This is a genomic window from Ensifer sp. (assembly GCF_035999135.1).
In the GTDB taxonomy this organism is placed as follows: Bacteria; Pseudomonadota; Alphaproteobacteria; order Rhizobiales; family Rhizobiaceae; genus Ensifer.
The window spans coordinates 1-24,589 of the sequence record NZ_DASYGZ010000211.1; the positions used below are offsets into that span (position 1 = coordinate 1).

The following is a 24,589-nucleotide window of genomic DNA, read 5'->3' on the forward strand; positions in this document are numbered from 1 at the left end:
GGCACCAATGGCCAATACAACTTCGGCGAAAAAGGCGACCCGCAAGATCGCACGCCGCACTGCAGTGAACAAGGCTCGTCGTTCGCGCGTCCGTGGCTTCATCCGCAAGGTCGAAGAAGCGATCGCAACCGGCGACCAGGCCGTCGCGGCCGCAGCGCTCAAGGCAGCTCAGCCCGAGCTGATGCGCGCAGCCACCAAGGGCGTCCTGCACGCCAACACTGCATCGCGCAAGGTTTCGCGCCTCGCACAGCGCGTGAAGTCGCTTTCGGCCTAATCCGGCTAAGAAAAATCTGTTGATCGAGAGCCCGGCCCTTGCGCCGGGCTTTTCGGATTCATACTTCTGTCATCGCGAGCGCTCATCTGGTAGTCTTTCCGTATGTCAGGGCGATGACAAATTTTATATAAGTTTTTCAATGACTTGCGAGAGGTCCTTATCAAATGGATGTCTCTGGCTGGGGGTCTCCGAGGCCCGTATTGAGTCAAGCGAATTTTTATTTTTTTTCTTTTTCGCCAGCTAAGCAAAGGGCGGAAAATCAAAACCCTTGATTCAACAGGGATTCTTCACGGACTCGGAATGCGGCAAGCAAATGGCGGCGGGAGAGTCAACGGCCGGCGCTTAAGGTTGCGTAAAAATCGCGATTGATCTTGCCCATCGATCCTGCCTAAATGCCCTCCACAGGGGACACGGACCACATCTGTAAAAGGAAGCAAAAAAGGCCATTTCCAAGAAATGGCTTCGATGTTTCTGTCCTTTGTATCAGGGCGGCTCCACGTCGTTCAATCAGACAAGTTGAAGGTAAAAAACCGGTTGGGTCACTCCACACCGGACGAGGAACTTTCGTCTTATGATTGTGACGCGGCCGCCTACAGCGCTGTGCGCCCTGTCGGGCTGCAAGGGCGCTGTGGCGCTTTGCAAGGCCGCATGTCTGTCCTTTGATCGGCGACGAGCAGGGGAGGCATGCACGGGGTCTCGATGACGGTGCAAGCGGCACCTGGCGCGAGACCAAGGTCCAATGCGCGGCTCAACGCTTCGTACGAGGGTGCGGAGAGCTGTTGGCGAGGAGGAGGATCCGGAACGGTGCGGGAGCGCACCCAAGGGATTGTTGACGATTAGGCGCGAGGGGACGTCTGCAGGCCCACAAGGGCGAGCGGATGCGCGTAGCGCGCAGCGAGGCGGGAGATGAGGAGCCCGGCGTCGCTTGCGACTGTGACGTTCGGCGAATGCGGCATGGCCCCTCTGGGGCGCCGCGGGCGCGGGACATAAGAGATGACGCCGGCAGCGATGACGGCATCTGAACATGAATTGGAAGGCGGCAAAATGCAGATGAATTTGGTGACGGCGGGCGCACTTCAGAAAGAAGGAGACGCATTCCAGGCCGGAAGCAATCTATCTCAGGCGGCGGGGGAAAAATCCGACATGAGGCACGACGCACTGTTCGAGCGGGTAAGTGCGCGTCTCAAAGCTCAGGTCGGTCCGGATGTCTTTGCAAGCTGGTTTGGGCGTCTGAAGCTCCATTCCGTATCCAAGAGCGTCGTGCGCCTCTCGGTGCCGACCACGTTCCTGAAGTCCTGGATCAACAATCGGTATCTCGATCTCATCACGTCGATCTTCCAGCAGGAAGATGGCGAGATTCTGAAGATCGAAATCCTGGTGCGCACCGCAACGCGCGGCGCCCGGCCGATGGTTCAGGAAGACGTGCTGCCGCAGGCGACCGAAACGACGCCGGCTCAGCCTGCCGCGCGCCGCCCGGCCGCCGCCCAGCCGGTGGCAACCGTTGCAGCCGCGACGATCGCCAGCGTCCAGAGGCCGGCCCAGGCGCCGCTCTTCGGATCGCCGCTCGACCAGCGCTACAATTTCGAGAGCTTCGTCGAGGGATCGTCGAACCGCGTCGCGCTTGCCGCAGCCCGCACCATCGCTGAAGCCGGCGCCGGTGCCGTGCGCTTCAACCCGCTGTTCATTCACTCGAGCGTTGGCCTCGGCAAGACCCACCTCTTGCAGGCAATCGCCATCCAGGCGCTGCAGAGCGCGCGCGCACCGCGCGTCGTCTACCTGACGGCCGAATACTTCATGTGGCGCTTCGCCACCGCGATCCGCGACAACGATGCCCTGTCGCTGAAGGAGTCGCTGCGCAACATCGATCTCCTGATCATCGACGACATGCAGTTCCTGCAGGGTAAGTCGATCCAGCACGAATTCTGCCATCTCCTGAACATGCTGCTCGATTCCGCAAAGCAGGTGGTCGTTGCTGCCGACCGTGCGCCCTGGGAGCTGGAATCGCTCGACAGCCGCGTTCGCTCGCGCCTTCAGGGCGGCGTTGCCATCGAGATGGACGGCCCGGACTACGACATGCGTCTCGAAATGCTGAAGCGTCGTCTGGACACGGCCCGGCAGGACGATACCTCGCTCGACATCCCCGGCGATATCCTCAGCCACGTCGCGCGCAACATCACTGCAAGCGGCCGCGAGCTGGAAGGCGCCTTCAATCAGCTGCTCTTCCGTCGCTCGTTCGAGCCGCAGCTGTCGATCGAACGCGTCGATGAATTGCTCGGCCACCTCGTCAACGCCGGCGAACCCCGCCGCGTGCGGATCGAGGACATCCAGCGCGTCGTCGCCAAGCACTACAACGTCTCGCGCCAGGAGCTGGTCTCCAACCGCCGCACCCGCGTCATCGTCAAGCCGCGCCAGATCGCCATGTATCTGTCGAAGACGCTGACCCCGCGCTCCTTCCCGGAGATCGGTCGCCGCTTCGGCGGTCGTGACCACACGACCGTTCTTCATGCGGTGCGCAAGATCGAGGAGTTGATCTCTGGCGATACCAAGCTCAGCCACGAGATCGAGCTTTTGAAGCGCCTGATCAACGAATAGTCGGCGCCGACCCGTTCCTGAAGAAAGGGCCCGGTTCTCCGGGCCCTTTCGTTTATGGCACAGCTTTGAGGATGGTTCTCGGTGGGCGCGGTGGCGGTGCGCTCTCGGCGCCCTGTTCTGCGCGCGCTTCCTCGATGATCCAGGCGCGGAATGCCGTGACCGGCGGCCGGTCGAGGGCTGCCGGCGGGTAGACGAGATGATAGGCAAGCCCGGTCATCACGCCCTCGGGGAAGGGGGCCTCCAGGACGCGATCGGCCAGTTCGCGCCGGACCAATGACAGACGCACAAGCGCCACGCCGTCACCCGCCTTTGCCGCCTCGATCGCGCCGTTGCTGTTGACGAAGACCGGCCCGCGGCCTGCGTCGACCCCTTCTGCGCCCGCCGCATCCAGCCATAACCTCCAATCCTGTCGATGGACGTCGTGCAGCAGCACGTGCGCCGAGAGATCGCCGGGCGTGTCGAGCGGCAGCCTGGCCCTGAGCGCCGGGTGCAGCACCGGCACCGGGTCGTCGTCGATCAGCCGTTCACTGACAAGCCCGTCGTAGCGGCCGAGCCCGTGGCGGATGGCGATGTCGACGCCGTCCGCGTGAAAGTCCGTCAGCCGGTTGGTCGTGCTGATGCGCACGTCGATACCCGGCACATGCTGCTCGAAGGCGCCGATGCGGGGTACCAGCCATTGGGCAGCGAAGGTCGGGGTGCAGCTCACCGTCAGCATCGGCGCACGCTTGCGCGCCGTCAGCTCCTCGGTCGCTTCCCGCATCATGCGAAATGCCCGCCGCAGCGTCGCGAAGTAGCTGCTGCCGTCCTCCGTCAGCACCAGTTGTCTTGGCCGTCGCTCAAACAGCGCCACACCGAGTGTCTGTTCCAGCTCCCTGACCTGCAGACTGACGGCGCCAGGCGTGACGTTGAGCTCGTTCGCGGCCTTGGTGACGCTCAGGTGTCGCGCGGCAGCCTCGAAGGCGCGAAGGGACGCGAGAGAGGGAAGGGAAGTCGCCATGGTTTAGCTAAGCTCAATCATGTGCCGAAAAATGATCGTTTGTTCAGAGCCGGATATCCTGAGAATAATGGCACATTCTCGCGACGGTCAACACCGTCATGATTTAGGACAGCAAACAAATTGAGGGTTCGGTTATGTCGCAGCCGGTTCAAGCCAAGGTTATGGGAGCCCGCGAATGGGACATGTTGATCCTTCTGTCCCTGCTCTGGGGCGGCTCCTTCTTTTTTATCGGTATCGCCGTCAAGGCGCTGCCGCCCATCACCATCGTGGCGCTGAGGGTCAGCCTGGCTGCGGTCACACTGCTCGTCATCGTGCGTCTGATGGGATTGTCGATGCCGCGGGACCGCCGCGTCTGGGTGGCCTTCTTCGGCATGGGGCTGCTCAACAACCTCATCCCCTTTTCGCTGATCGTCTGGGGGCAGACGCATATCGCCAGTGGCCTTGCCTCGATCCTCAACGCCACCACGCCGCTTTTCGGGGTGATCGTCGCGCATCTTCTGACCGATGACGAGAAGTTGACGGTCAACCGTTTCGCCGGCGTCGCCGTCGGTTTCCTCGGCGTTGCCATGATGATCGGGCCGGCGGCGCTCGGCGGTCTCGGATCCAATCTCCTTGCGCAGATCGCCATTCTCGGCGCAGCCCTCTCCTATGCGCTCGCCGGCGTCTTTGCCCGCCGTTTCAAGCGCATGGGCGTGGCACCGATCGTTACGGCCACCGGCCAGGTGTCGGCATCGAGCATCATGCTTGTGCCGCTGTCGCTGCTGATCGACCACCCCTGGTCGCTTCCCATGCCCGGCCTCGACGTCTGGGCGGCGATCATCGGCATCGCGCTCGTTTCGACGGCGCTCGCTTACGTCCTGTTCTTCCGCATCCTCGAGACGGCCGGTGTGACCAACCTGATGCTGGTCACCTTCCTGATCCCGGTCAGCGCCATCCTGCTCGGCGCGATGTTCCTCGGCGAAACGCTGGAGGCAAAGCATTTTCTCGGCATGACCTTGATCGCGGCGGGTCTCGCGGCAATCGACGGGCGGCTGCTGCGCCTCTTTTCCAGGCCGGTGGTCGACCCCACGTTAGAGTGCCGCGAGAACGGCTGAACGTTCCTTATTTGCACGCATTGCGGGCCGGTGGGCGAAAGCACCACCGGCCCTGTTTTTTTCACCCGGGTTGTCGGCTATTGCTTGCCGCCACCGTCTTTGTTTCAGGAGCAGGAATTCCGATGCTTTACGCCGTGTTTTGCTACAACAACGAAAATGTCACGAATACATGGAGCAAGGAGGAGGACGAGAGGGTGATGCGGGACATGGCGGCGGTCGAGCGCAAATATGCCGAAGCCGGCAAGCTTGGGCCGATCGCCCGGCTGATGCCGACGAGCACGGCGACGACGCTCAGGCACACCCATTCGGAGACGATGGTGCTCGACGGTCCTTTCGCCGAGACGAAAGAGCAGTTGCTCGGTTTCTTCGTCATCGACAGTGCCTCCCTCGACGAAGCACTCGAATTCGCCCGCGACCTCGGCAATGCCAACCCATCGGCCGGCTCCTATGAAATCCGTCCCCTTGCCATCTACAAACCCAGTGAGCTTGCTTCATGACAGACACAGCCTGGATAGACCTCGCACTCGTTTCCGCACGGCCACAGGCGGTAGGCGCGCTTCTTCGCTACTTCCGCAATCTCGATACCGCCGAGGAAGCGTTTCAGGAGGCCTGCATCCGGGCATTGAAAGCGTGGCCGAAGAGCGGCCCGCCGCGCGATCCGGCGGCGTGGCTGATCTTCGTCGGCCGCAACAGCGGCATCGACAAGTTAAGGCGCCAATCACGCGAGACGGCTTTGCCGCCCGAAGAGATCCTCTCCGACCTCGAGGACCAGGAGAGCTATCTCGCCGACAAGCTGGATGGGTCGCACTATCGTGACGACATCTTGCGGCTGCTGTTCGTCTGCAGCAACCCGGCACTTCCGGCCACCCAGCAGATCGCGCTGGCGCTGCGCATCGTCTCGGGGCTCTCGGTCAAGCAGATCGCCAGGGCCTTCCTCGTGAGCGAAGCGGCGATGGAGCAACGCATCACCCGCGCCAAGTCCCGTGTGGCTGCCGCGGGCCTTGCGTTCGAGACGCCGGATGCGGCCGATCGATCCGACCGGCTCGCGGCCGTCGCAACCATGATCTACCTCGTCTTCAACGAGGGCTATTCGGCGATGAACGGCCCGGACAGCGTTTCGGCCGATCTCTGCCAGGAGGCGATCCGGCTCGGGCGCCTGCTCTTGGAACTGTTTCCTGCCGAACCTGAGATCATGGGGCTGACGGCCTTGATGATGATCCAGCATTCGCGCGCGCGTGCCCGCTTCGACGCAGACGGGGCCGTCATCTTGCTCGAAGACCAGGACCGATCCTTGTGGAACCGTCCGCTGATCGACGGGGCCCTGGCGCTGATCGACAGGGCGATGGGCTATCGCCAGCCGGGCGCCTACCAGATCCAGGCGGCAATCGCCGCGCTGCACGCCCGCGCCGAGCGCCCTGACGATACCGATTGGGCGCAGATCGATCTGCTTTACCAGGCACTCGAACGGCTGCAACCCTCGCCGGTTATCACGCTCAATCGGGCGGTTGCGGTCTCCAAGCGCCAGGGTCCGCAGGCCGCGCTTGCGATGATCGAGCCGCTCGCCGACAAGCTGTCGGGCTATTTCTATTTCCACGGCCTGAGCGGCCACCTCTTGAAGCAATTGGGCAAGGTGCGCGAAGCGCGGGTCGCCTACGACCACGCCATCGCGCTTGCCACCAATGCCGCCGAATGCACCTTCATTCGCATGCAACTCGACAAGCTCGACGAGGGCTTGGGCGCCGAAAACACCTCCGTCGAAAAAAGGTGAAAAAGTCTCAGGGCTTCTGTCGGGATCGGTCGCCTTGCCACGTCTTTGGATTGAAAACGAGATCCAAGGAGAAACCCCAGTGAACACCAGCCTAGCCATTCCCGCCCCGACCGCAAAATCCGTCATCCTCGGCCGCGTGCTGAGCGGTGTGCTCGTCGCCTTCCTCATCTTCGATGCCGCCATCAAGCTCGTGCCGCTTCAGGTCGTCACCGAAACCATGGTGGCGCTCGGTTATCCCGCCGATCAGGGGCTGGCGCGGCTGCTCGGCATCCTCACGCTGTTGTGCACCGTGCTCTACGTCATTCCGCGCACCTCGATCCTCGGGGCCATTCTTTTGACCGGCTATCTCGGCGGCGCGATGGCGACGCATCTGCGGGCCGGCAGCCCGCTGTTTTCTCACTTGCTCTTCGGCTTCTATCTCGGCGTTATCGCCTGGGGCGGCTTGTGGCTGCGCGATCCGCGCGTGAGAAGCATCATCCCGTTCAAGAACTGACACGTCCCCTTAAAACGATCGAAAGACCACCATGACGAAGACAGCCAACGATTACATTTCGGGCCTCTCCGGCGTTCCGGCCGAAACCGCCAAACGTCTGCACGTCGCCCTCATGGCCACAGGCGGACTGACGGATTTGGTCAAGTGGGGCCATCCGGTCTACCAGGCCGGTGGTGCCGTTTGCCTGCTCAAGGGCGCCAAGGATCACGTCACCTTCGGGTTCTGGCGTGGCACCGACATGCTCGATCTCGACCCGCGCATGGAAAAGGGCGGCGGCAAGGGAGACATGGCCTTTATCCGGTTGCGCACCATCGATGACATCGACGATGCCCAGGTTGCCCGGCTCGTCGCGAAGGGCATCGAACTCAACCGCCTGAAAGGCGATCCGCTGAAATAGGGACCCGCCGAACAAGCGGCGGATGACATTGACTGCATCTCCTCGCGGAAACGGCCGCTCAGGCCGCCGCGGGGAACGAGGCGCTCTCCCTTTGCCAGCGGCGCGCGCTTGCCAGCCACCCGCTGGGACGCCTGCGAAGGCTCCCCCCTCGTCACCCGTTCTGTCTCGCTGGTCGTGATACCCATGCCGAGACGACAGTGCATCGGCCCGCTACCGTTAATTGTCGGTCGATCAGGCTCGCGCCTGCCTTGCATCGCCCCGGTGCCTCGGGCATCGTCCCGCCCACCGATCCTCAAAAATTTTCAAAAAAAGTTTTTGCCCCGTGTCGAAATTCTAAGAGCGCGGACGTCCATCGCACGCACAGACAATTCAATCTCATTGGAGTGACTATGATTTTTACAGTGACACCGCTTTATGCGCTGCCGGTGGCGGCGATCTATCTGATCCTCTGGTTCCGCGTCAGCGCCCTGCGATCCGCCCATGGCGTTTCGTTCGGTGACGGCGGCAATGCGCTTTTGCTGCAACGTATTCGCCAGCACGGCAATTGCGCCGAATGGTCGGCTTTCGTCGTGATCCTCATGATCCTCGCCGAGGGCATGGGCGCGCCAGCGCTCTATCTGCATATCTCCGGCGCGCTGTTGCTGATCGGGCGCATCGCGCACCCCTTTGGTCTGAAGGTCGACAATGCAGGCCACCCGCTTCGTTATGTCGGCAACGGCACCAACATCCTTTCTGCGCTCAACGCCATGGTTTGCCTTGGCGCCAATATCGTCGGGCTCTGAAGCCTGTCTCAATCGAAGGACGACAATCATGCAGTACATGCTTTTGATCTATAACGACCCTCAGAAAGAGCCTGCCTACGGCACGCCGGAATTCCAGACCATGATGGCCGGGTTCTTCGCCGCCAACGCGCGAATGAAGGAAGATGGTGTCTTGCGCTCGGGCGAGGGCCTTCAGGGCGTCGAGACCGCAACGTCGCTCCGCATCAAGTCCGGCAAGGTCGAAACCATGGATGGTCCTTTCGCTGAAACCCACGAGCATCTTGGCGGTTATTATGTCATCGATGTTGCGGATCTGGATGCGGCGCTCACTTACGCGGCGCTGATACCGTCGGCGCATTTCGGCACGATCGAGGTCCGCCCGCTTATGGACTACAACCCGGCGAACTGACCGGACCGATGACACAAGCCGTCCCCAAGGCCATCGCAGTGGCGAAGTTGCTCGACAGCACACTGCGGTCGGATCGGGGGCGGCTGCTTTCCATCCTTGCGGCCAATCTGCGCGACCTGTCGCTTGCGGAAGATGCCCTGCAGGACGCCGCCGTTTCAGCCCTGTCGCACTGGGGAAGGGCCGGCGTGCCGGCATCGCCGCAGGGCTGGCTCCTGACGGTTGCCCGGCGCAAGGCGCTTGACCGTCTGCGTGGCGCTCGCCGCGATGCGCTGAAGGCCGAGGCTCTGGCGCAGCTGATCGTCCACGAGGAGGCGGAAGCCGAAGACATTCCCGATGAGCGCCTGCGCCTGATCTTCGTCTGTTGCCATCCGGCTCTTGAACTCAAGTCGCGCGTCGCGCTGACCTTGCGCACGGTCTGTGGCCTCACCACCCCTGAAATCGCCCGCGCCTTTCTCGACCAGGAGCCGACGATGGGCCAGCGCATCAGCCGCGCCAAGGCCAAGATTGCCGGCGCGGGCATTTCGTTCCTCGTGCCGGCTGCGGAGCACTGGCCGGCGCGGCTCGATGCCGTGTTGACGACCGTCTACCTGATCTTTACGACCGGCTATCTGGCCGGGGGCGAGGGCGCGCGGGATCTGTGCCTGGAGGGCGAATACCTGATGCGGATGATCGATCGGCTGCGCCCCGAAGATCCGGAGATCGAGGGCGCGCTGGCGATGATCCTGTTGACCGCCGCGCGCCGAGCTGCACGGATCGGCGCCGATGGAGCAAGCCTTCCGCTCGACGAACAGGACCGCGGGCTCTGGGACCAGGCGCGCATATCGGAAGGCCGCGCCATTCTTGCGCGTGCGATGGCCCGCAGGAGCCCCGGGCCGTTCCAGATCAAGGCGGCGATCGCCGATTGCCGGCTGGCCGAGGCGGGACCCGACTGGCCGCAGATCGCCGCACTCTATGGCGCACTCCTTCGGTTCGAACCGACGCCGGTGGTTTCGCTGAATGCCGCCGTAGCGCTGGCCGAAGCTGGCGACCCTGCAAGGGGCCTGGAGATCGTCGAAGGGCTCGCGGCCGAGCTCGGGGACTATCAGCCTTGGTGTGCTGCCCGGGCATCGCTCCTGGCGATGACAGGCAGCCGGTCTGCTGCCGCCGACGCCTATCGGCGCGCAATCGCCATGGCTCCCGGGCCTGCCGAAGCCCTGTTTCTGCAAAAGCGCCTGGCGGCATTGCCTTGCGACGAGGAAGGGCCGCCTGAGCCGCTATGATGGCGTCCAGCTGTCGCGGTGAAAGACGATCCGTCGTAAGGGCCTTCGGTGAAACAAATTTGCAGCCATTGTGATCAATGAGAGCGCATTTATCGCCTTGCATGCAATATTTCTTCACGGGACAGGAATTCACCACGATCCCGCGAGGCAGCCATGATCCTCTACTACCAGACCCATTCCCCCTTCGCCCGCAAGGCGCTCGTCTTTGCCCATGAGATCGGTCTTGCCGATCAGCTGCAGGTCATTCACCACGAGACCAGCCCGACCCGGCGCAACGACGAGGTCTATGCCGAAAACCCGCTCGGCAAGGTGCCGGTGCTGTTGCGCGAGGGCGAAGAAGCGATCTTCGACAGCGATGTCATCTGTGCCTATCTCGATACGCTGCACGAAGGCCGGAGATTGATCCCCGAGACGGGCGAGGCGCGCTGGCGGGCCTTGCGGCTGCAGTCGGTGGCCCAGGTTCTGGCCCAGACCGGCATCGGGCTTCGGTGGGAGTGGGAGCGCCGGCCGGAACACCTTCGCTACCCAGCGCTTGCCGACGGCTATGAGGAGAAGATCGAGGCGACCTACGATTGGCTGGAGCGCACTGTGGAACCGGGCGCGCCGGTCGATATCGGCCAGATCGCGCTGGCAACCACACTCTCCTGGATGGCTTTTCGCGACCTGCCGTCGTTTCGCAACCGTTTGTCACTGACCCGCTGGTTCGACGCGTTCGAGGAGCGGCCGTCGATGCAGGCGACGCCGCTGTCGGGTGAAACGTTCGATTGAAAGAGTAGCCGGCAAAGACCGCCCGGCGCGATACGGGAACCATGCGACGCGCCCGGCGGAATTTGCGTCCTGGCCCCTCAGGCGCAGGCGAGATCTGCGACAACGGCATCGAGGATCAGCATGCCGGCCGGCGTGCAGCGCAGGCGCGAATTGCCGAGCCTTTCGATGAAGCCGTGGTCGATAAGGAACTGCTCGCGCTCCGGGTCCGGGTCGCGGCCGGACAGCGTCTGCCAGCGGGCAAGATCGACGCCTTCCTTCAGGCGCAGGCCCATCAGCAGCAGTTCGTCGGACTGTGCTTCGAGATCGAGGGATTCCCGCTCGATCATGCCGTGACCGTAGGTCTCGACAAGATGCAGCCAGTCCTCGGGCTTGCGTTCGGTCGAGGTCGCGATCTTGCCGTTACCGATGCCGAGGCGGCCATGGGCGCCGGGGCCGATGCCGGCATAGTCGCCATAGCGCCAATAGGTCAGGTTGTGACGGCTCTCGGCGCCCGGCCGGGCGTGGTTGGAAACTTCATAGGCCGGCATGCCGATCGATGCGGTGATCTCCTGGGTTGCCTCATAGAGCACCGCCGACTGCTCGCCGTCGGGAACGACGAGCTTGCCGGCCTTGTGCAGGCCGAAGAAGGGCGTGCCTTCCTCGATCGTCAGCTGGTACAGCGACAGGTGGTCGACTGCATAGGAGACGGCCTCCTTCAGTTCGCGCTCCCATTCCTCGACGGTCTGGTTGGGGCGGGCGTAGATCAGGTCGAACGACATGCGCGGGAAGATCTCGCGCGCCAGCCGGATCGCCTTCAGCGCATCCTCGACATTGTGCAGCCGCCCGAGGAATTTCAGGTCCCGGTCGTTCAGCGCCTGGACGCCGAGCGAGACGCGGTTGACCCCGGCTGCGCGATAGCCATGGAAGCGGGTCGCCTCGACGCTCGAAGGGTTGGCCTCCATGGTGATCTCGATGCCGTCGGGCACATGCCAGTGCCGGGCGATGCCCTGGAGGATCGCATCGACCGTTGCCGGCGCCATCAGCGACGGCGTGCCGCCACCCATGAAGATGCTGGTGACGGTGCGCGGGCCGGAGAGCTCGCGCACCTCTTCCATCTCTTTGAGGAACGCGGCGACGAAGCGTGGCTGGTCCACCGGCTGGTGGCGCACATGGCTGTTGAAGTCGCAATAGGGGCACTTGGCCGCGCAGAACGGCCAATGCACATAGACCCCGAAGCCGGGGTCCATGCCGTCACCGATCGCCGATAGCGTGGCAGTCTGCATGATTGCGTCTCTCATGGTCACTCTAATAGGGAGCGGTCGGGATGTGGGCGGAAAATCACACCCGCTCCGATCAGGCTCCGAGGCAGATCTCGGCGAAAATCTTGAAGGCGCGGGCGCGGTGCGACAGGGCCTCGGCGTCGCCCGGCTTCCAGCCGTGCTTCTCGTCGGCGCTCATTTCGCCGAAGGTGGTCTCGTAGCCCTTCGGCTGGAACACCGGATCATAGCCAAACCCCTGGCTGCCGCGCGGCGGCCAGACGACGAAGCCTTCGACTTCGCCACGGAAAAGCTCGACATGACCGTCCGGCCAGGCAAGGCAGAGCACGGAGACGAAACGCGCCGTGCGCTCGGAAGGCGCCGCAGCACCTTTCTCCTGAAGCGCCTTTTCGACCTTCTCCATCGCCATCGCGAAATCGCGGCTGCCGTCCTCGCGCTCGGCCCAGTTGGCGGTGTAGACGCCGGGCGCGCCGCCGAGCGCGTCGATCACCAGACCGGAATCGTCCGAAAGCGCCGGCAGTCCGGAGGCCCTGGCCGAGGCAAGCGCCTTGATCGTGGCGTTCTCCTCAAACGTGGTGCCGGTCTCATCGGGCTCGATGAAATTGAGGTCGGCTGCCGACTTTGCCTCGAACCCGAGTGGGCCGATCAGATCGCGGATCTCGCGGATCTTGCCGGCATTGTGGCTGGCGACGATCAGCGTCTTGTTGTCGAGTTTGCGCATGGTGTCTCGTTTCGTGTTCATGTGATGGACCAGAGGCCCGGTTCCGCGCATTCAAGGCTGTTGCCGGCCGGGTCGCGGAAGTAGAAGGACCGCGCCCCATTCGGCCAGCGAAGATCGCTTTCGATCTCGATACCGGCTGTTTCGAGCTTTGCTTTCCAGGCGTCAAGCGCCTCGGCGCGCACGCGAAAGCACATATGCCCCCGGCCGGTCGTGCCATGCGGCGGTACCGGCAGGGCTGCGTCGGGCGCCGGCGGTTTCACCGTCTCGGCCGGGTTGAAGATCAACAGCACGCCTTGGCCGCAGTGGTAAAACACATGCCGGTTTCCGGCGCGGCTGATCCTCTGCAGACCCAGAATCCCGCCATAGAAGGCCTCGGCGGCATCGAGATCACCCACGTAAAGGGCGGTCTCGAGAATGCCTTCCAGCGCCGGGGCCATCTGATCGTTCCTTATCCTCAGCCTGATATCGCCTGCTTCTGCAGTGCAACCAGTTCGGCAATGCCATTCTTGGCAAGACCGAGCAGGCTTGCGAACTCTTCTTCACTGAAGGGCTTGCCTTCGGCTGTGCCCTGGATTTCGACGATGCCGCCCGAGCCGGTCATGACGAAGTTGGCATCGGTCTCGGCAGCCGAGTCCTCGAGGTAGTCGAGGTCGATCACCGACTGGTTGGCGAAGATGCCGCAGGAGATGGCGGCGACATGGTCCTTCAAGACCTTCTCGACCTTGACCATGTTGCGGGCTTCCATCCACTTCAGGCAATCATGGAGCGCCACCCATGCGCCGGTGATCGAGGCGGTGCGGGTGCCGCCGTCGGCCTGGATGACGTCGCAGTCGATCGAGATCTGTCGCTCGCCGAGCGCCGGCAGGTCGACGACGGCGCGAAGCGACCGGCCGATCAGCCGCTGGATTTCCTGGGTGCGGCCGCTCTGCTTGCCGCTCGATGCTTCGCGACGCATGCGCTCGCCGGTCGCGCGCGGCAGCATGCCGTATTCGGCCGTCACCCAGCCCTTGCCGCCATTGCGCAGCCAGGCCGGAACCTTTTCTTCGAGGCTGGCGGTGCACAGAACGTGCGTGTCGCCGAACCGCACCAGACAGGAGCCTTCCGCGTGCTTGGAAAAATTGCGCTCGAAGGAAACCTTGCGCATTTGATCTGTTTTTCTTCCGGATGGCCGCATCGTCAAACTCCTATCGTATCTCGTCAGCCTTCTACTGCATAATTCCCGAAATCGAAATCGATTTAGGGACAAAATTATGCAGCAGTTTAAGGGGCTGCAGCGACCTTTGGCGCGTCCAAGGACGCGCGGCGCTGCAGAGCATGGCAGAGGTAAAGGGAACCGGTGGATAGCCGGGCGACGGGGCGTTTTTTCCCTTTTGCCATCGGGCGGCGGGGACACTATATTCCGGCCACGGCAGGATGTGCCTGCAAATGTGGAGTGACATGGTACTGCGCAACCCCGGAGCAAAGGAAATCGCCGCGGCGCTCGACGAGCGCTCGGGTGAAATCTTCCGTCGCATCGTGGACACCTATCTGACGAGCGGCGAGCCGCTCGGATCGCGCAACCTGTCACGTCTATTGCCGATGTCGCTGTCTCCGGCTTCCGTGCGCAACGTGATGAGCGATCTCGAGGATCTCGGCCTCATCTACTCGCCGCATGTCAGCGCCGGTCGACTGCCGACCCAGACGGGCCTCCGGTTCTTCGTCGACGCCTTCATGCAGGTCGGCAACCTCTCTCCCGAGGACCGTGCCTCGATCGACCGCCATGTGCGGCGCGACGACCATACCCAGCCGGTGGATGCACTGCTGACCGAAGCGAGCCAGATGCTGTCTGGCATGTCGCGCGGGGCAGGGCTCGTCATCACCGCCAAGGCCGATCCGGTGCTGAAGCACGTCGAGTTCATCCGCCTGGCCCCGACCAAGGCCCTTGCCGTCCTTGTCGGCGAACACGACCAGGTGGAAAATCGCATCATCGAACTGCCGGCCGGTGTCACCAGCTCGCAGCTCACCGAAGCGGCAAACTTTCTCAATGCGCATCTCGCCGGCCAGACGATCGCCGAAACGCGCGTGCAGCTCGAAAGGGTCAAGCAGACGGTGCGCGGCGAGCTGGACGCGTTGTCGCAGGATCTCGTCGAGCGCGGCCTTGCGATCTGGTCGGGCAACGAGGGTGACGAAAAGCCGGCGCGGTTGATCGTGCGCGGTCGCGCGAACCTCCTCGAAGGGCTTGATGGCGCCGAGGATATCGACCGCCTGCGCATGCTGTTCGACGATCTCGAAAAGAAGGACAGCATGATCGAGCTGCTCGACCTTGCCGAGAGCGGTCCCGGGGTGCGCATCTTCATCGGCTCGGAAAACAAGCTGTTCTCGCTCTCCGGCTCCTCCCTGATCGTCGCGCCCTATCGCGACGGCGAGGACCGCATCGTCGGAGCGGTCGGGGTGATCGGTCCGACAAGGCTCAATTATTCGCGCATCGTGCCGATGGTCGATTACACCGCGCAGCTGATGTCGCGGCTTTCGCGCTGACGGCGCGCTTTTGGCCGCGCCCGCGATTGAACCCTTGATTTTTCGGCCCCGAACCTCGATATCGGCTTCAAATCCAGTCCCGGAGCATTTTTATTCAACGCAAGGCTCGTGCTTGCGGCGTGGAAATGCGAAGGACAATAGAGACGACACTGCGGAGAACGTCATGACCGACGATACGAACAAGCACGGACCCGAGGCCACCGACGAGGCCATCAACGCGGCGTCGGACGCTGCAGAGGCTGTTGAGGCGGCGCCGGCGGCCGAGCCCGATCCGTTGGAGCAGGCGAGAGCCGAAAGCGCCGAACTGCGCGACAAGTATCTTCGACTTGCCGCCGAGATGGACAATCTGCGCCGCCGCACCGAGCGCGACGTCAAGGACGCCAAGTCCTATTCCGTTGCCGGGTTCGCCCGCGACATGCTGGCGGTTTCCGACAACCTGCGCCGCGCGCTCGACGCCATTCCGGCCGAAGCCAAGGAAGCTGGCGAAGCCGGCCTCAACACGCTGATCGAGGGCGTCGAAATGACCGAGCGCTCGATGCTTTCGGCGCTTGAGCGCCATGGCGTGAAGAAGCTCGAGCCGGAAGGCCAGAAGTTCGACCCGAACTTCCACCAGGCGATGTTCGAGATCCCGAACGCAGACGTTCCGAACAACACCGTGCTGCAGGTGGTCCAGGCCGGTTACGTCATCGGCGACCGCGTGCTGCGCCCGGCCATGGTCGGCGTCTCCAAGGGCGGCCCGAAGGTCGTGGTTGGCGAAAACGGCGACGCGCCGGGCGCCTGAGCCGAAGAGACGGATTTAAAAAGGAAACGCCGCGCGAACCCTTCGCGCGGCGTTTTTCTTTGCGCAGATGCGTGGTTCGATAACGCAATTCCGGACGGAAAACCGTTTCCCACTTTTCCTGGAATTGCTTCTATCCGAACAGCTGGCGCAGGTGATCGTTGAGGAAGCGGCCTTCCGGGTCGACCTTGGCCCTCAGTGCGCGGAAATCGCCCGCACGCGGATAGAGCGCCGTGACATCCTCGGCTCCGAGGAAGTGCAGCTTGCCCCAGTGCGGGCGCGAGCCATATTGGCGCAGGATGGTATCGACGTCCTTGAGGTATTCCCAGTAGTCGGTTCCCGGTTCGCCCGAAACCGAAAGCGTGATCGAATCCTGTTCGTAGAAAGGGCTGATCCAGCCGGTATCGCCGGCGGTGAAGCGGTATTCGATCGGGTAGATGCAGGTCGGATGCTTCTCCAGCATCAGCTTGCGAACGGCCTTGACCGCGTCCTTGCCGTTTGCGACCGGCACTGCATATTCGAGCTCGTGGAAGTTCGGCACGTATTCGATCGGATAGATCTCCGAGGAATAGGCGATCTTCTCGAAGCCGCGCTCCATCGGCGCTTCCTCGGTGATGTCGATCACCTTCATCTCGCAGACGTCGGACGTCATGTTCGTGGTCGAGACCGAGGCCGTATCCGGCAGGCAGTAGCAATGCCGGCTCTCCGGGACCGGGCACCAGAAGAAGCCGAAATGCCGGTGCTTGGCGGCAAGCTCGTCATGCTGCTCGATCATCTCGTCGAAGGTGCAGCGCCAGAGCTTTTCGTGCAGGTTGTAGCTGTCCATCGCCTGCAGAGTGATCTCCGAGATCACGCCGAGCATGCCGACCGAGACACGCGCAGCCTCGAGCAGGTCCGGCGTTGTCTCGTCGACCACGAGGATGCTGCCATCCGGCTCGACGAGGCGCATGCCGACGATCTGCGAAGCCATGTTTCCGAGCCTGGCGCCGGTACCATGCGTGCCGGTCGTCAGCGCGCCTGCAAGCGCCTGACTGTCGATGTCGCCCTGGTTGATCAGTGACAACCCGTTTTCCTTCAGCACCTTGCCGAGCTGGTTGATGGTGGTGCCGGCCCTGACGGCGACGCGCTTGCGCGCCTGGTCGATACCGACGACGCCCTGCATTCCCGAGAGCGTCAGCTGCAACCCGCTGGTCAAGGCAACAGGCGTAAAGGAATGACCGGAACCGACGCAGCGGACGTTGAGCCCTTCAGACGTGGCCGTTCTGACCATCTCTGCCAGCGCCGCCTCGCTGTCGGGCGCGCCGCGATGGCGTACGATGCATGATTGGTTTCCGACCCAGTTGCGCCAGTGGCCACCTGCCTGAAGCATTCTCCCCTCCCTCAAACCGCGGTGAAGCAATTGTCGACGAACAGATGCGTGCCGTTGACGAAGCTCGCCTCGTCGCTGGCAAGAAACAGCGCCGCGTTCGCCACTTCCTTCGGATCGCACATGCGGCCCTGCTGCGCGGCGATCGCTGCTTCGGAGACGTCGACCCCGTACTTGCTGAGGCCGACAAGTTCGCGCTTGCCGTGGTCGGTGGCGATGAAGCCGGGGCATACGGCATTGCAGCGGATGCCGCGGTCGCGGAACTCGACGGCGATGGCGCGCGCGAACATGTGGCAGGCGCCCTTGGTGGTGTCGTAGAGCACCTCCATCGGGGTTGCCGCGACCGCCGAGATCGACGAGGTGCACACGATGCTGCCGCCACCGGCCGCAAGCATGCCCGGCAGCACCGCCTTGGTCATCAGGAACATGCTGCGCACGTTGACCGCCATCAGCCGGTCCCACTCGTCTTCTTCCGTCTCAAGGAACGGACCGACGGCGAGAATGCCGGCGTGGTTGAAGAGCACGGTGATTGGGCCGAAAGCCGCTTCGACCGTCTTGACGGCGGACGTCACTTCCGAGGATACGGAGACGTCGGCAGGCGCAAAGATCGCTTCACCGCCGTTGGCGCGGATCGCGGCTGCGACCTCCTCGCCCTTGCTGCGCGGCAGGTCGACGATGCCGACCTTTGCGCCCTCGCGCGCAAACAGTTCGGAGGCGGCAAGGCCGCAGCCGCCCGCCCCGCCGCTGATCAGCGCCACCTTGCCTGAAAGCCTGCCCGCCATCGTCATCCTCCCCGCGGCACATCTCTGGCAACGGCGCCGATGACGCCCGTGCCGGGATCCCGTTCCTCACTCCGCGGGAATTATTGTTGACGAGTGAGGGGCTGTCGATATCCCATGGGGGATACGTAGGGTTGGGGGATGACAAGGGAATGCTCGCAAGCGAGTCCGCCGATATTTCGGCGATGATCGGCCTGATCGGCACGGAGGATTTTGGCCGGGCTCTCGACCGGATGCTCAGAGCGGTCACCGCCTTCGACCTCTCGGTCGCCTTCGCCTATCCCTACGACGCGCGGCCGATCGTGCTGCATGACGGCTACACTGCCAAGGTATCGGCAGCTGCACTTTCCGCCTATCTCGGCGGCGCCTACCTGCTCGACCCGTTTTATGTCGCCTGTTGCGCCGGGCAGCCGGCAGGGCTCTGGCGGATGCGCGAGCTGGCGCCGGACCGGTTTTTCGAGAGCGACTTCTCGTCGTCGGCCGAGGTGCATCCGTGCGTCTCGATGGAATCCGGGGTTCTGGTGGAGGAGGTGGGGTTTGTCATCCCGCTTGATGGCGGCCTGCAGGCGACCTACTCGCTGATGCGCGGCCGTGGTGGCGAACCCTTCAGCGCCGAAGAACTCCGGCGGCTGCGGGTCTACGAGCCGATCGTGCGCGAGGCGGTGCGGTCGAACTGGCGACAGCTGGGCCAGATCGTGGCATCGCCTCCATCCGGGGAGGGCGACGATGCGATGGAGGCGGCGTTCGAAAGCCTCTGTTCAGACCGGCTGACCAAGCAGCAACGCAACATCGTGCGGCTGATCCTCAGGGGCCACAGCAATCTTTCGATCGGCAATGTGATGGCGATCACCGAGGGCACCGTCCGCATCCATCGCAAGAACATCTATCGCCGGCTCGGCATTTCGAGCCAGGGTGCCCTGTTCCGGATTTTCATTGATCATTTGAACCGCCGTCAGCTCTACTGACGGTCGGTCGAAAGGGATGTTCAGGCGGCGTGCGAGGTCGCGTCGTCGTCAAGCAGCGTGTAGATTGCGCTGGCGGAATCGCTCGAACGGATCTTGGCAACCATGTCCTGATCGCGAAGCACGCGGGCGATGCGCGACAGTGCCTTCAGATGATCGGCGCCGGCGCCTTCCGGGGCGAGCAGAAGGAAGACGAGATCGACCGGCTGGTCGTCAAGCGCCTCGAAATCGACGGGCGTGTCGAGACGCGCGAAGATGCCGATGATCGAGGCGAGGTTGTTGAGCTTGCCGTGCGGGATGGCGATGCCGTTGCCGACGCCGGTGGAGCCAAGGCGCTCCCGCTGCAGGATGACGTCGAAGATTTCACGCTCCGGAAGCCCGGTAATCTTAGAAGCTTTTGCCGCCAATTCCTGAAGGAGCTGTTTTTTCGAGTTGGCCCTCATGGCCGGGATGATCGCATTTTGATGCAGCAGACCTGCCAATGCCATTCTTTTGTCCTCGTTCGCCGGTTAGAGCCGGACAACATCATCACAAATGCGTCGCAATGGCTTTAACCATCTTTGTCATGGCGGGTTCCATGCACAGAAAAGTCACATTTTCCGGGCCTGTCCGCTAAAGTTGCGGGAAGGGAATGCCGGCGTGCCGGCACCCCCCTTTTTCGCTCATGCTTTGATATTGGCGGCGTCGATCCAGCCAATATTTCCATCGTTGCGCCTGTAGACGATATTCAACTCAGCCTTGCCGGGAGTGCGGAACATGAGGACGGGTTCATCGGTCATGTCGAGCGCCATCACGGCGCTGGCGACAGACATCGTCCTCAACTGTTTCGAGCTCTCGGCGACGATCGTCGGTGCATAGTCGTCCGGGACTTCATCGTCGTCGAACGGCACCGAATCCATCACTGTGTAGGCCACTTCGGCAGCGCTTTGTCCGTTGCCGTTATGGTGGTCCTTGAGCTTCCGCTTGTAGCGACGCAGGCGCTTTTCGATGCGATCAGATGCCGCGTCGAAAGCAGCCTGTGGATCGTTCGCCTGGCCGTTCGCCTGCATAACCACGCCTGTATCGAGATGAAGCTTGCAGTCGGCGCTGAAGCGCGGCCCGGATTTTTCCACAGTGACCTGGCTTGAATATCCTCCGTCGAAATATTTGGTAACGGCCTGCTCGATCTGCTCGCCAATGCGGGCGCGGAACGACTCGCCGATTTCCATCTGTTTACCGGATACACGCACACTCATGGAGTTTCCTCTCTCGTTCGTGATTTGCGCAGCCAGTCTATTCCAAGCGGTCCCGTCATCCAAGCCTTTCAGACTTGCGGGGTCCGCCTCTGTCGCAGCCACCGGTCACACCGGTCGCTTCCGGGGCGAGCATGTCCCCGGCAATTGCGGCGGGCTCATATCGCCTGTGTCGGAGAGAGTCAATCGAAGGTCGCAAAAAAGTTAATGCGGCTTAACGTTCGCCACAGCTCAGAAGCCGGAGGCCTTGGCGAGTGCGCGCTTTTCGCGCCGCCGCTGTACGGACGAAGGGATGTTCATCGCTTCGCGGTATTTGGCGACGGTGCGGCGGGCGATATCGACGCCTGCCTGCTTGAGGTTGTCGACGATATCGTCGTCTGAAAGCACGGCGTCTGCGCTTTCACCGAGGATCATCGTGCGGATGCGGTGGCGCACGGCCTCGGCCGAATGACTGTCGCCGCCCTCGGCAGAACCGATCGAAACGGTGAAGAAGTACTTGAGCTCGAACAGCCCGCGCGGCGTCAGCATGTACTTGTTGGAGGTGACGCGGCTGACGGTCGACTCATGCATCTTGATCGCATCGGCGACGGTCTTGAGGTTGAGCGGCCTCAGGTGCCCGATGCCGTTGACCAGGAAGGCGTCCTGCTGGCGCACGATCTCGGTTGCGACCTTCATGATCGTGCGGGCGCGCTGGTCGAGGCTGCGGGTCAGCCAGTTGGCGTTCTGCAGGCATTCGTTGAGGAAGGCCTGGTCGGCGCTGTTTTTCTGCGTGCCGCGCGAAACGGTCGCGTAGTAGGCCTGGTTGACGAGGACACGGGGCAGGGCGTCGGGGTTGAGCTCGACCATCCAGGCGCCGTCCGGGCCGGCGCGCACCACGATGTCGGGCACGATCGCCTCGCTGACGCTGGTCTCGAAGCTGGTCCCCGGTTTCGGGTCGAGCTTGCGGATTTCCGCCAGCATGTCGATGAGATCCTCCTCGTCGACGCCGCAGATCTTCTTCAGGCTGGCGAAGTCGCGCCGGGCCAGAAGCTCGAGATTGGCAACAAGCGCCTCCATCGCCGGGTCGAGGCGGTCGCGGGCCCGCAGCTGGATCGCCAGGCATTCGCCGAGCGAGCGGGCAAAGACGCCGGGGGGATCGAACTGCTGCAGCGTCAACAGCACGCGCACGACATCGGCATGCAAAGTTCCCAGCCGCTCAGCGACCTCCGCCAGATCCGCCTGCAGGTAGCCGGCATCGTCGAGCTGGTCGATCAGGTTCTGGGCAATCAGACGGTCCGACGGCTGCGTGAGGGCAAAGGGCAATTGCTCCAGCAGCGTGTCTCGCAAGCTCTTGCGGCCGGCGACGAAGTCGTCGAGATCGTAGTCGTCGCCTTCACCGCTGCCCGGCATCGACTTCCACTGCCCCAGCAGTTCCGGCGCGTCGGCGCGCTGCGGCGGCGTGTCGTCCTGGAAGACGTTGGCGAAATCGGCGTCAAGCTGTTCGCCGAGTTGCTCGCCGGAACTGGAGGTGGCGTTGTCGTAGAGATCGGCCTGCGCGCGCGCCTCGCCGCCCGCCGTCTCGTCGACGGCGATCGGGTCCGCACGGTCGGCCGCGACCGGCAGGTCGTCACCGGCCTGAAATTCGAGCAGCGGATTCTTCTCGACTTCCTGGGCGATGAACTGATTGAGCTCAAGATGCGTCATCTGCAGCAGCTGGATCGACTGCATGAGCTGTGGCGTCATCACCAGGGACTGGGACTGGCGCAGATGTAGGCTGGCGGACAGTGCCATGCGGACGCGAAACTCCCGAGAAAGCTCTCCAGGTCCGCGCTCATCCCATGGCAGGGCGGACCTTTTTCATTTGGCCCAAAAATTGCTTATCGTAGAGGTTTGGTCAAGCGTGGTCGCGGCCGGATTCGGCCGCGACAGCTGTCTCAGAGGCTGAAATTGTCGCCGAGATACAGTCTGCGCACGTCAGGATTGGTGACGATGTCGTTGGCGCGACCATGTGTCAGCACCTCGCCGGCGTGGATGATGTAGGCGCGATCGATCAGGCCGAGCGTTTCACGCACGTTGTGGTCGGTGATCAGCACGCCGATGCCGCGCGAGGTCAGGTGCCGGACAAGCGCCTGGATGTCGGCAACCGAGATCGGATCGACGCCGGCAAAGGGCTCGTCGAGCAGCATGAAGGTCGGATCGGTTGCGAGCGCGCGTGCGATTTCGAGGCGCCGCCGCTCGCCGCCGGAAAGTGCTATCGCCGGCGACTTGCGCAGGTGCGTGATGTTGAACTCGCCGAGCAGGTCGTTGAGCTTGCTTTCGCGCCGCTCCAGGTTCTTGTCGTGCACTTCGAGCACGGCGCGGATATTCTCTTCGACCGTCAGGCCGCGAAAGATCGAGGCTTCCTGCGGCAGATAGCCGACGCCAAGGCGCGCACGCCGGTACATCGGCATGGTCGTGACGTCGTTGCCGTTGATCTCGATCGAGCCTTCGTCGACCGGAACGAGACCGGTGATCATGTAGAAGCAGGTGGTCTTGCCGGCGCCGTTGGGGCCGAGCAGCCCGACGGCCTCGCCGCGCCGCACCACCAGAGAGACACCGTTGACCACGCGGCGTTCGCGATAGGCCTTGGTGAGCCCGCGTGCGATCAGCGTGCCGTCATAGCGGGCCTTGTCGACCGGATGCCCGGACGCAACGGCAGCTGCCGCCGACGGCTTGCGGACCCGTTTGCGCTTGTGGAGGAAGGGAAGTTGCACGAGCGGACTACTGCTTGCGCGACTTCGGGTCGAGCTGGATCTGCACGCGGCCGCCGCAGGCATCGAGCTGCGCTTCGCCGGTTTCCATGTGGACATTGAGCTGGCAGCCGACGAAGACATTCTTGCCTTCCGACAGAACGACCTTGTCGCCCTTGAGCACGAAGAGCTGCTTGGTCATGTCGAAGGAGCCGGTATCGGCGGTCGCCTGCTGCGTGCCCGAGCTCAGGAAAACCTTGTTGCTGACCTCGATGCGATCGATGTCGGCGTCGCCGGTCGAAACCGAGCCGCCGCCGGACTTGTAATAGACCACCATGTTTCCGGCCTGAAGCGTCGTCGTGCCCTGCACGACCTTGACGTTGCCGGTGAAGATCGCCTTGCTTTCCGGGTCCTTGATCTCGAGCTTGTCGCTCTCGATCTGGATCGGCTGGTCGTTGGAAAGTTGCAGGCCCTTCATCTTGCTCGATGTGGCCTGGGCGGATGCGCCGGAAGCAATGATCAAAGCGCCGAGGCCGGCGATGGCCAGACTGGCAGAAATCCTGAAAAATGAAGCGGTTGTAACCGACATGGAGTGCACCGGGTTCTAATTTGCGTTCTTGCGAATGGCGGTGGGCTCGACGTTCGCCCTCACCATGCCCTCAAATATTACAATACGTCCCTTATCCGTCATTCGCAGCGTCTGCGCAATAATCGAACCGCCCTTCATGCTGATCGCAACGGGCTGCTTCGTTTCCATCTCGCCGGCATTGATGTCCAGATAGGCCGACTGGAAGTCGGCGTTGATGCCATTATTCACCGAAATGGTGAACGGGGCGTTCATGTCGAGCGTATTGGCGCCGCGGTCGTAGATGCCGTTGGTGGCATCCACGGTCGCGATCATGGAATCCTTCATCGGCATTTCCGCGTGGATCGTCTGCAGCGTGATGATGTCAGGATTGGCAATATCCTGGAGCGCGCGCTGCGCCTTCATCGAGTAGCTGATGCCCTGCTTGTTGCGGCCGGAAATGGCCGGGTTTTTCATGACGATCTTGCCGTCTTCGATCGTTGCCGTTTCGAGCTGCAGGTCGACGGGGATGAAAGCCCTGACGAAGGACACGGCCGCAAAGGCAAGCGCGATCAGGCCGGCCACGACAGGCAGGATGATCTTCAGCCGCCGCACGCGCACGGAATGCCGCGCAGCGCGTGCGTAGGCGTCGGCGGAGCTCGCGCCCGTATCGGCAAAGATGCCCGGGGCTGGCGCGTGATTCAACATGGAGGAAGCCTGTCGGTTCTACTGCTTTTTTATCGCTGACCCGTCAAAGGGGTCATATACATACAATGGTGTAAGTCGTCGCAAATATGGATATTTTTTGCTGTCGCACAATGGCGCCGCAAAAAAACTCGGGTGAAGCGCAAAAACGCCAGCTGCGGCTTTCAACCGTGGCCAAGCGCGTTTAT

Annotated in this window: 27 protein-coding genes; 14 read left to right on the forward strand and 13 right to left on the reverse strand. The window is 62.9% G+C overall.

All coding sequences use genetic code 11. From position 1 onward, the window contains the following. Positions 1-7: 7 nt before the first annotated feature. Positions 8-274 carry a 30S ribosomal protein S20 gene (gene rpsT, locus VGO12_RS28540; RefSeq protein WP_043615568.1) on the forward strand — a complete coding sequence of 89 codons (267 nt, stop codon included), beginning with the start codon at positions 8-10 and terminating at the stop codon, positions 272-274. Positions 275-1,417: 1,143 nt separating this feature from the next. Beyond that, positions 1,418-2,866 carry a chromosomal replication initiator protein DnaA gene (gene dnaA, locus VGO12_RS28545; protein ID WP_327516105.1) on the forward strand — a complete coding sequence of 483 codons (1,449 nt, stop codon included), beginning with the start codon at positions 1,418-1,420 and terminating at the stop codon, positions 2,864-2,866. Positions 2,867-2,918: 52 nt separating this feature from the next. On the opposite strand, the gene gcvA is transcribed toward dnaA, so the two are convergent. Further along, the gene (gene gcvA / locus VGO12_RS28550) at positions 2,919-3,863 is read right to left on the reverse strand and encodes a transcriptional regulator GcvA (protein WP_327516106.1); all 945 of its coding nucleotides are present in this window, start codon (positions 3,861-3,863) and stop codon (positions 2,919-2,921) included. Between the two features lie 161 nt (positions 3,864-4,024). On the opposite strand from gcvA, the gene VGO12_RS28555 reads away from it, so the two are divergent. From VGO12_RS28555 to VGO12_RS28595, 9 genes are all read left to right on the forward strand, one after another. Next, positions 4,025-4,957, forward strand: a complete 933-nt coding sequence (locus VGO12_RS28555) for a DMT family transporter (RefSeq protein ID WP_327516139.1) — start codon at positions 4,025-4,027, stop codon at positions 4,955-4,957. A 122-nt stretch (positions 4,958-5,079) separates the two neighbouring features. Continuing rightward, on the forward strand, positions 5,080-5,454 hold the full coding sequence (locus VGO12_RS28560; RefSeq protein ID WP_327516107.1) for a YciI family protein: 375 nt from the start codon (positions 5,080-5,082) through the stop codon (positions 5,452-5,454). Further along, the gene (locus VGO12_RS28565) at positions 5,451-6,725 is read left to right on the forward strand and encodes an RNA polymerase sigma factor (RefSeq protein ID WP_327516108.1); all 1,275 of its coding nucleotides are present in this window, start codon (positions 5,451-5,453) and stop codon (positions 6,723-6,725) included. The genes VGO12_RS28560 and VGO12_RS28565 overlap by 4 nt, the downstream gene beginning before the upstream one ends. 79 nt (positions 6,726-6,804) lie before the next feature. After that, positions 6,805-7,218, forward strand: coding sequence for a DoxX family protein (locus VGO12_RS28570; RefSeq protein ID WP_327516109.1), 414 nt, complete (start codon positions 6,805-6,807; stop codon positions 7,216-7,218). A gap of 31 nt (positions 7,219-7,249) precedes the next feature. Further along, complete coding sequence (locus tag VGO12_RS28575; protein ID WP_327516110.1) at positions 7,250-7,615, forward strand: DUF1801 domain-containing protein; 366 nt, start codon at positions 7,250-7,252, stop codon at positions 7,613-7,615. A 389-nt stretch (positions 7,616-8,004) separates the two neighbouring features. Next, complete coding sequence (locus VGO12_RS28580) at positions 8,005-8,397, forward strand: MAPEG family protein (protein ID WP_327516111.1); 393 nt, start codon at positions 8,005-8,007, stop codon at positions 8,395-8,397. A 28-nt stretch (positions 8,398-8,425) separates the two neighbouring features. Further along, the gene (locus VGO12_RS28585) at positions 8,426-8,785 is read left to right on the forward strand and encodes a YciI family protein (RefSeq protein WP_327516112.1); all 360 of its coding nucleotides are present in this window, start codon (positions 8,426-8,428) and stop codon (positions 8,783-8,785) included. An 8-nt stretch (positions 8,786-8,793) separates the two neighbouring features. After that, a complete protein-coding gene (locus tag VGO12_RS28590; RefSeq protein WP_327516113.1) occupies positions 8,794-10,044 on the forward strand; it encodes an RNA polymerase sigma factor in 1,251 nt (416 codons plus the stop codon). Positions 10,045-10,197: 153 nt separating this feature from the next. Then, positions 10,198-10,812: a glutathione S-transferase gene (locus VGO12_RS28595; RefSeq protein ID WP_327516114.1), complete on the forward strand. Its 615-nt coding sequence runs from the start codon at positions 10,198-10,200 to the stop codon at positions 10,810-10,812. 77 nt (positions 10,813-10,889) lie between these two features. Here the strand turns inward: VGO12_RS28595 and hemW are convergent, their stop codons facing one another. The 4 genes from hemW to rph form a co-directional block, all read right to left on the reverse strand. Further along, a complete protein-coding gene (hemW, locus tag VGO12_RS28600) occupies positions 10,890-12,074 on the reverse strand; it encodes a radical SAM family heme chaperone HemW (RefSeq protein ID WP_327516115.1) in 1,185 nt (394 codons plus the stop codon). A gap of 70 nt (positions 12,075-12,144) precedes the next feature. Continuing rightward, positions 12,145-12,789, reverse strand: a complete 645-nt coding sequence (rdgB, locus tag VGO12_RS28605) for an RdgB/HAM1 family non-canonical purine NTP pyrophosphatase (RefSeq protein ID WP_327516140.1) — start codon at positions 12,787-12,789, stop codon at positions 12,145-12,147. A gap of 17 nt (positions 12,790-12,806) precedes the next feature. Continuing rightward, positions 12,807-13,226 carry a VOC family protein gene (locus VGO12_RS28610; protein ID WP_327516116.1) on the reverse strand — a complete coding sequence of 140 codons (420 nt, stop codon included), beginning with the start codon at positions 13,224-13,226 and terminating at the stop codon, positions 12,807-12,809. Between the two features lie 17 nt (positions 13,227-13,243). After that, positions 13,244-13,963 (reverse strand): ribonuclease PH, encoded by a 720-nt coding sequence (gene rph / locus VGO12_RS28615; protein WP_327516117.1) that lies wholly within the window; start codon positions 13,961-13,963, stop codon positions 13,244-13,246. 263 nt (positions 13,964-14,226) lie between these two features. Here rph and hrcA point away from each other — a divergent pair, with 263 nt between their 5' ends. After that, on the forward strand, positions 14,227-15,306 hold the full coding sequence (hrcA, locus tag VGO12_RS28620) for a heat-inducible transcriptional repressor HrcA (RefSeq protein WP_327516118.1): 1,080 nt from the start codon (positions 14,227-14,229) through the stop codon (positions 15,304-15,306). A 163-nt stretch (positions 15,307-15,469) separates the two neighbouring features. After that, the gene (gene grpE, locus VGO12_RS28625; protein WP_327516119.1) at positions 15,470-16,087 is read left to right on the forward strand and encodes a nucleotide exchange factor GrpE; all 618 of its coding nucleotides are present in this window, start codon (positions 15,470-15,472) and stop codon (positions 16,085-16,087) included. A 130-nt stretch (positions 16,088-16,217) separates the two neighbouring features. Here grpE and VGO12_RS28630 read toward each other — a convergent pair whose 3' ends face one another. Both VGO12_RS28630 and VGO12_RS28635 read right to left on the reverse strand, forming a co-directional pair. Next, positions 16,218-17,453 carry a D-arabinono-1,4-lactone oxidase gene (locus VGO12_RS28630; RefSeq protein ID WP_327516120.1) on the reverse strand — a complete coding sequence of 412 codons (1,236 nt, stop codon included), beginning with the start codon at positions 17,451-17,453 and terminating at the stop codon, positions 16,218-16,220. Between the two features lie 11 nt (positions 17,454-17,464). Further along, on the reverse strand, positions 17,465-18,232 hold the full coding sequence (locus VGO12_RS28635; RefSeq protein ID WP_327516121.1) for an SDR family NAD(P)-dependent oxidoreductase: 768 nt from the start codon (positions 18,230-18,232) through the stop codon (positions 17,465-17,467). Between the two features lie 149 nt (positions 18,233-18,381). Between VGO12_RS28635 and VGO12_RS28640 the strand changes: the two genes are divergently transcribed. Further along, entirely contained in the window at positions 18,382-19,194 is an 813-nt protein-coding gene (locus tag VGO12_RS28640; protein WP_327516122.1) for a helix-turn-helix transcriptional regulator, read from the forward strand. A gap of 20 nt (positions 19,195-19,214) precedes the next feature. On the opposite strand, the gene ptsN is transcribed toward VGO12_RS28640, so the two are convergent. The 6 genes from ptsN to lptC all read right to left on the reverse strand — a co-directional run bounded on the left by ptsN (position 19,215) and on the right by lptC (position 24,404). Next, positions 19,215-19,679, reverse strand: a complete 465-nt coding sequence (gene ptsN, locus VGO12_RS28645) for a PTS IIA-like nitrogen regulatory protein PtsN (protein WP_327516123.1) — start codon at positions 19,677-19,679, stop codon at positions 19,215-19,217. Between the two features lie 174 nt (positions 19,680-19,853). Next, a complete protein-coding gene (hpf, locus tag VGO12_RS28650) occupies positions 19,854-20,426 on the reverse strand; it encodes a ribosome hibernation-promoting factor, HPF/YfiA family (RefSeq protein WP_327516124.1) in 573 nt (190 codons plus the stop codon). 228 nt (positions 20,427-20,654) lie between these two features. Beyond that, complete coding sequence (gene rpoN, locus VGO12_RS28655; protein WP_327516125.1) at positions 20,655-22,193, reverse strand: RNA polymerase factor sigma-54; 1,539 nt, start codon at positions 22,191-22,193, stop codon at positions 20,655-20,657. Between the two features lie 143 nt (positions 22,194-22,336). Beyond that, the gene (gene lptB, locus VGO12_RS28660; protein ID WP_327516126.1) at positions 22,337-23,155 is read right to left on the reverse strand and encodes an LPS export ABC transporter ATP-binding protein; all 819 of its coding nucleotides are present in this window, start codon (positions 23,153-23,155) and stop codon (positions 22,337-22,339) included. Between the two features lie 7 nt (positions 23,156-23,162). Further along, a complete protein-coding gene (locus VGO12_RS28665) occupies positions 23,163-23,720 on the reverse strand; it encodes an LptA/OstA family protein (RefSeq protein WP_327516127.1) in 558 nt (185 codons plus the stop codon). 15 nt (positions 23,721-23,735) lie between these two features. Beyond that, on the reverse strand, positions 23,736-24,404 hold the full coding sequence (lptC, locus tag VGO12_RS28670; protein WP_327516128.1) for an LPS export ABC transporter periplasmic protein LptC: 669 nt from the start codon (positions 24,402-24,404) through the stop codon (positions 23,736-23,738). Positions 24,405-24,589: the final 185 nt, after the last annotated feature.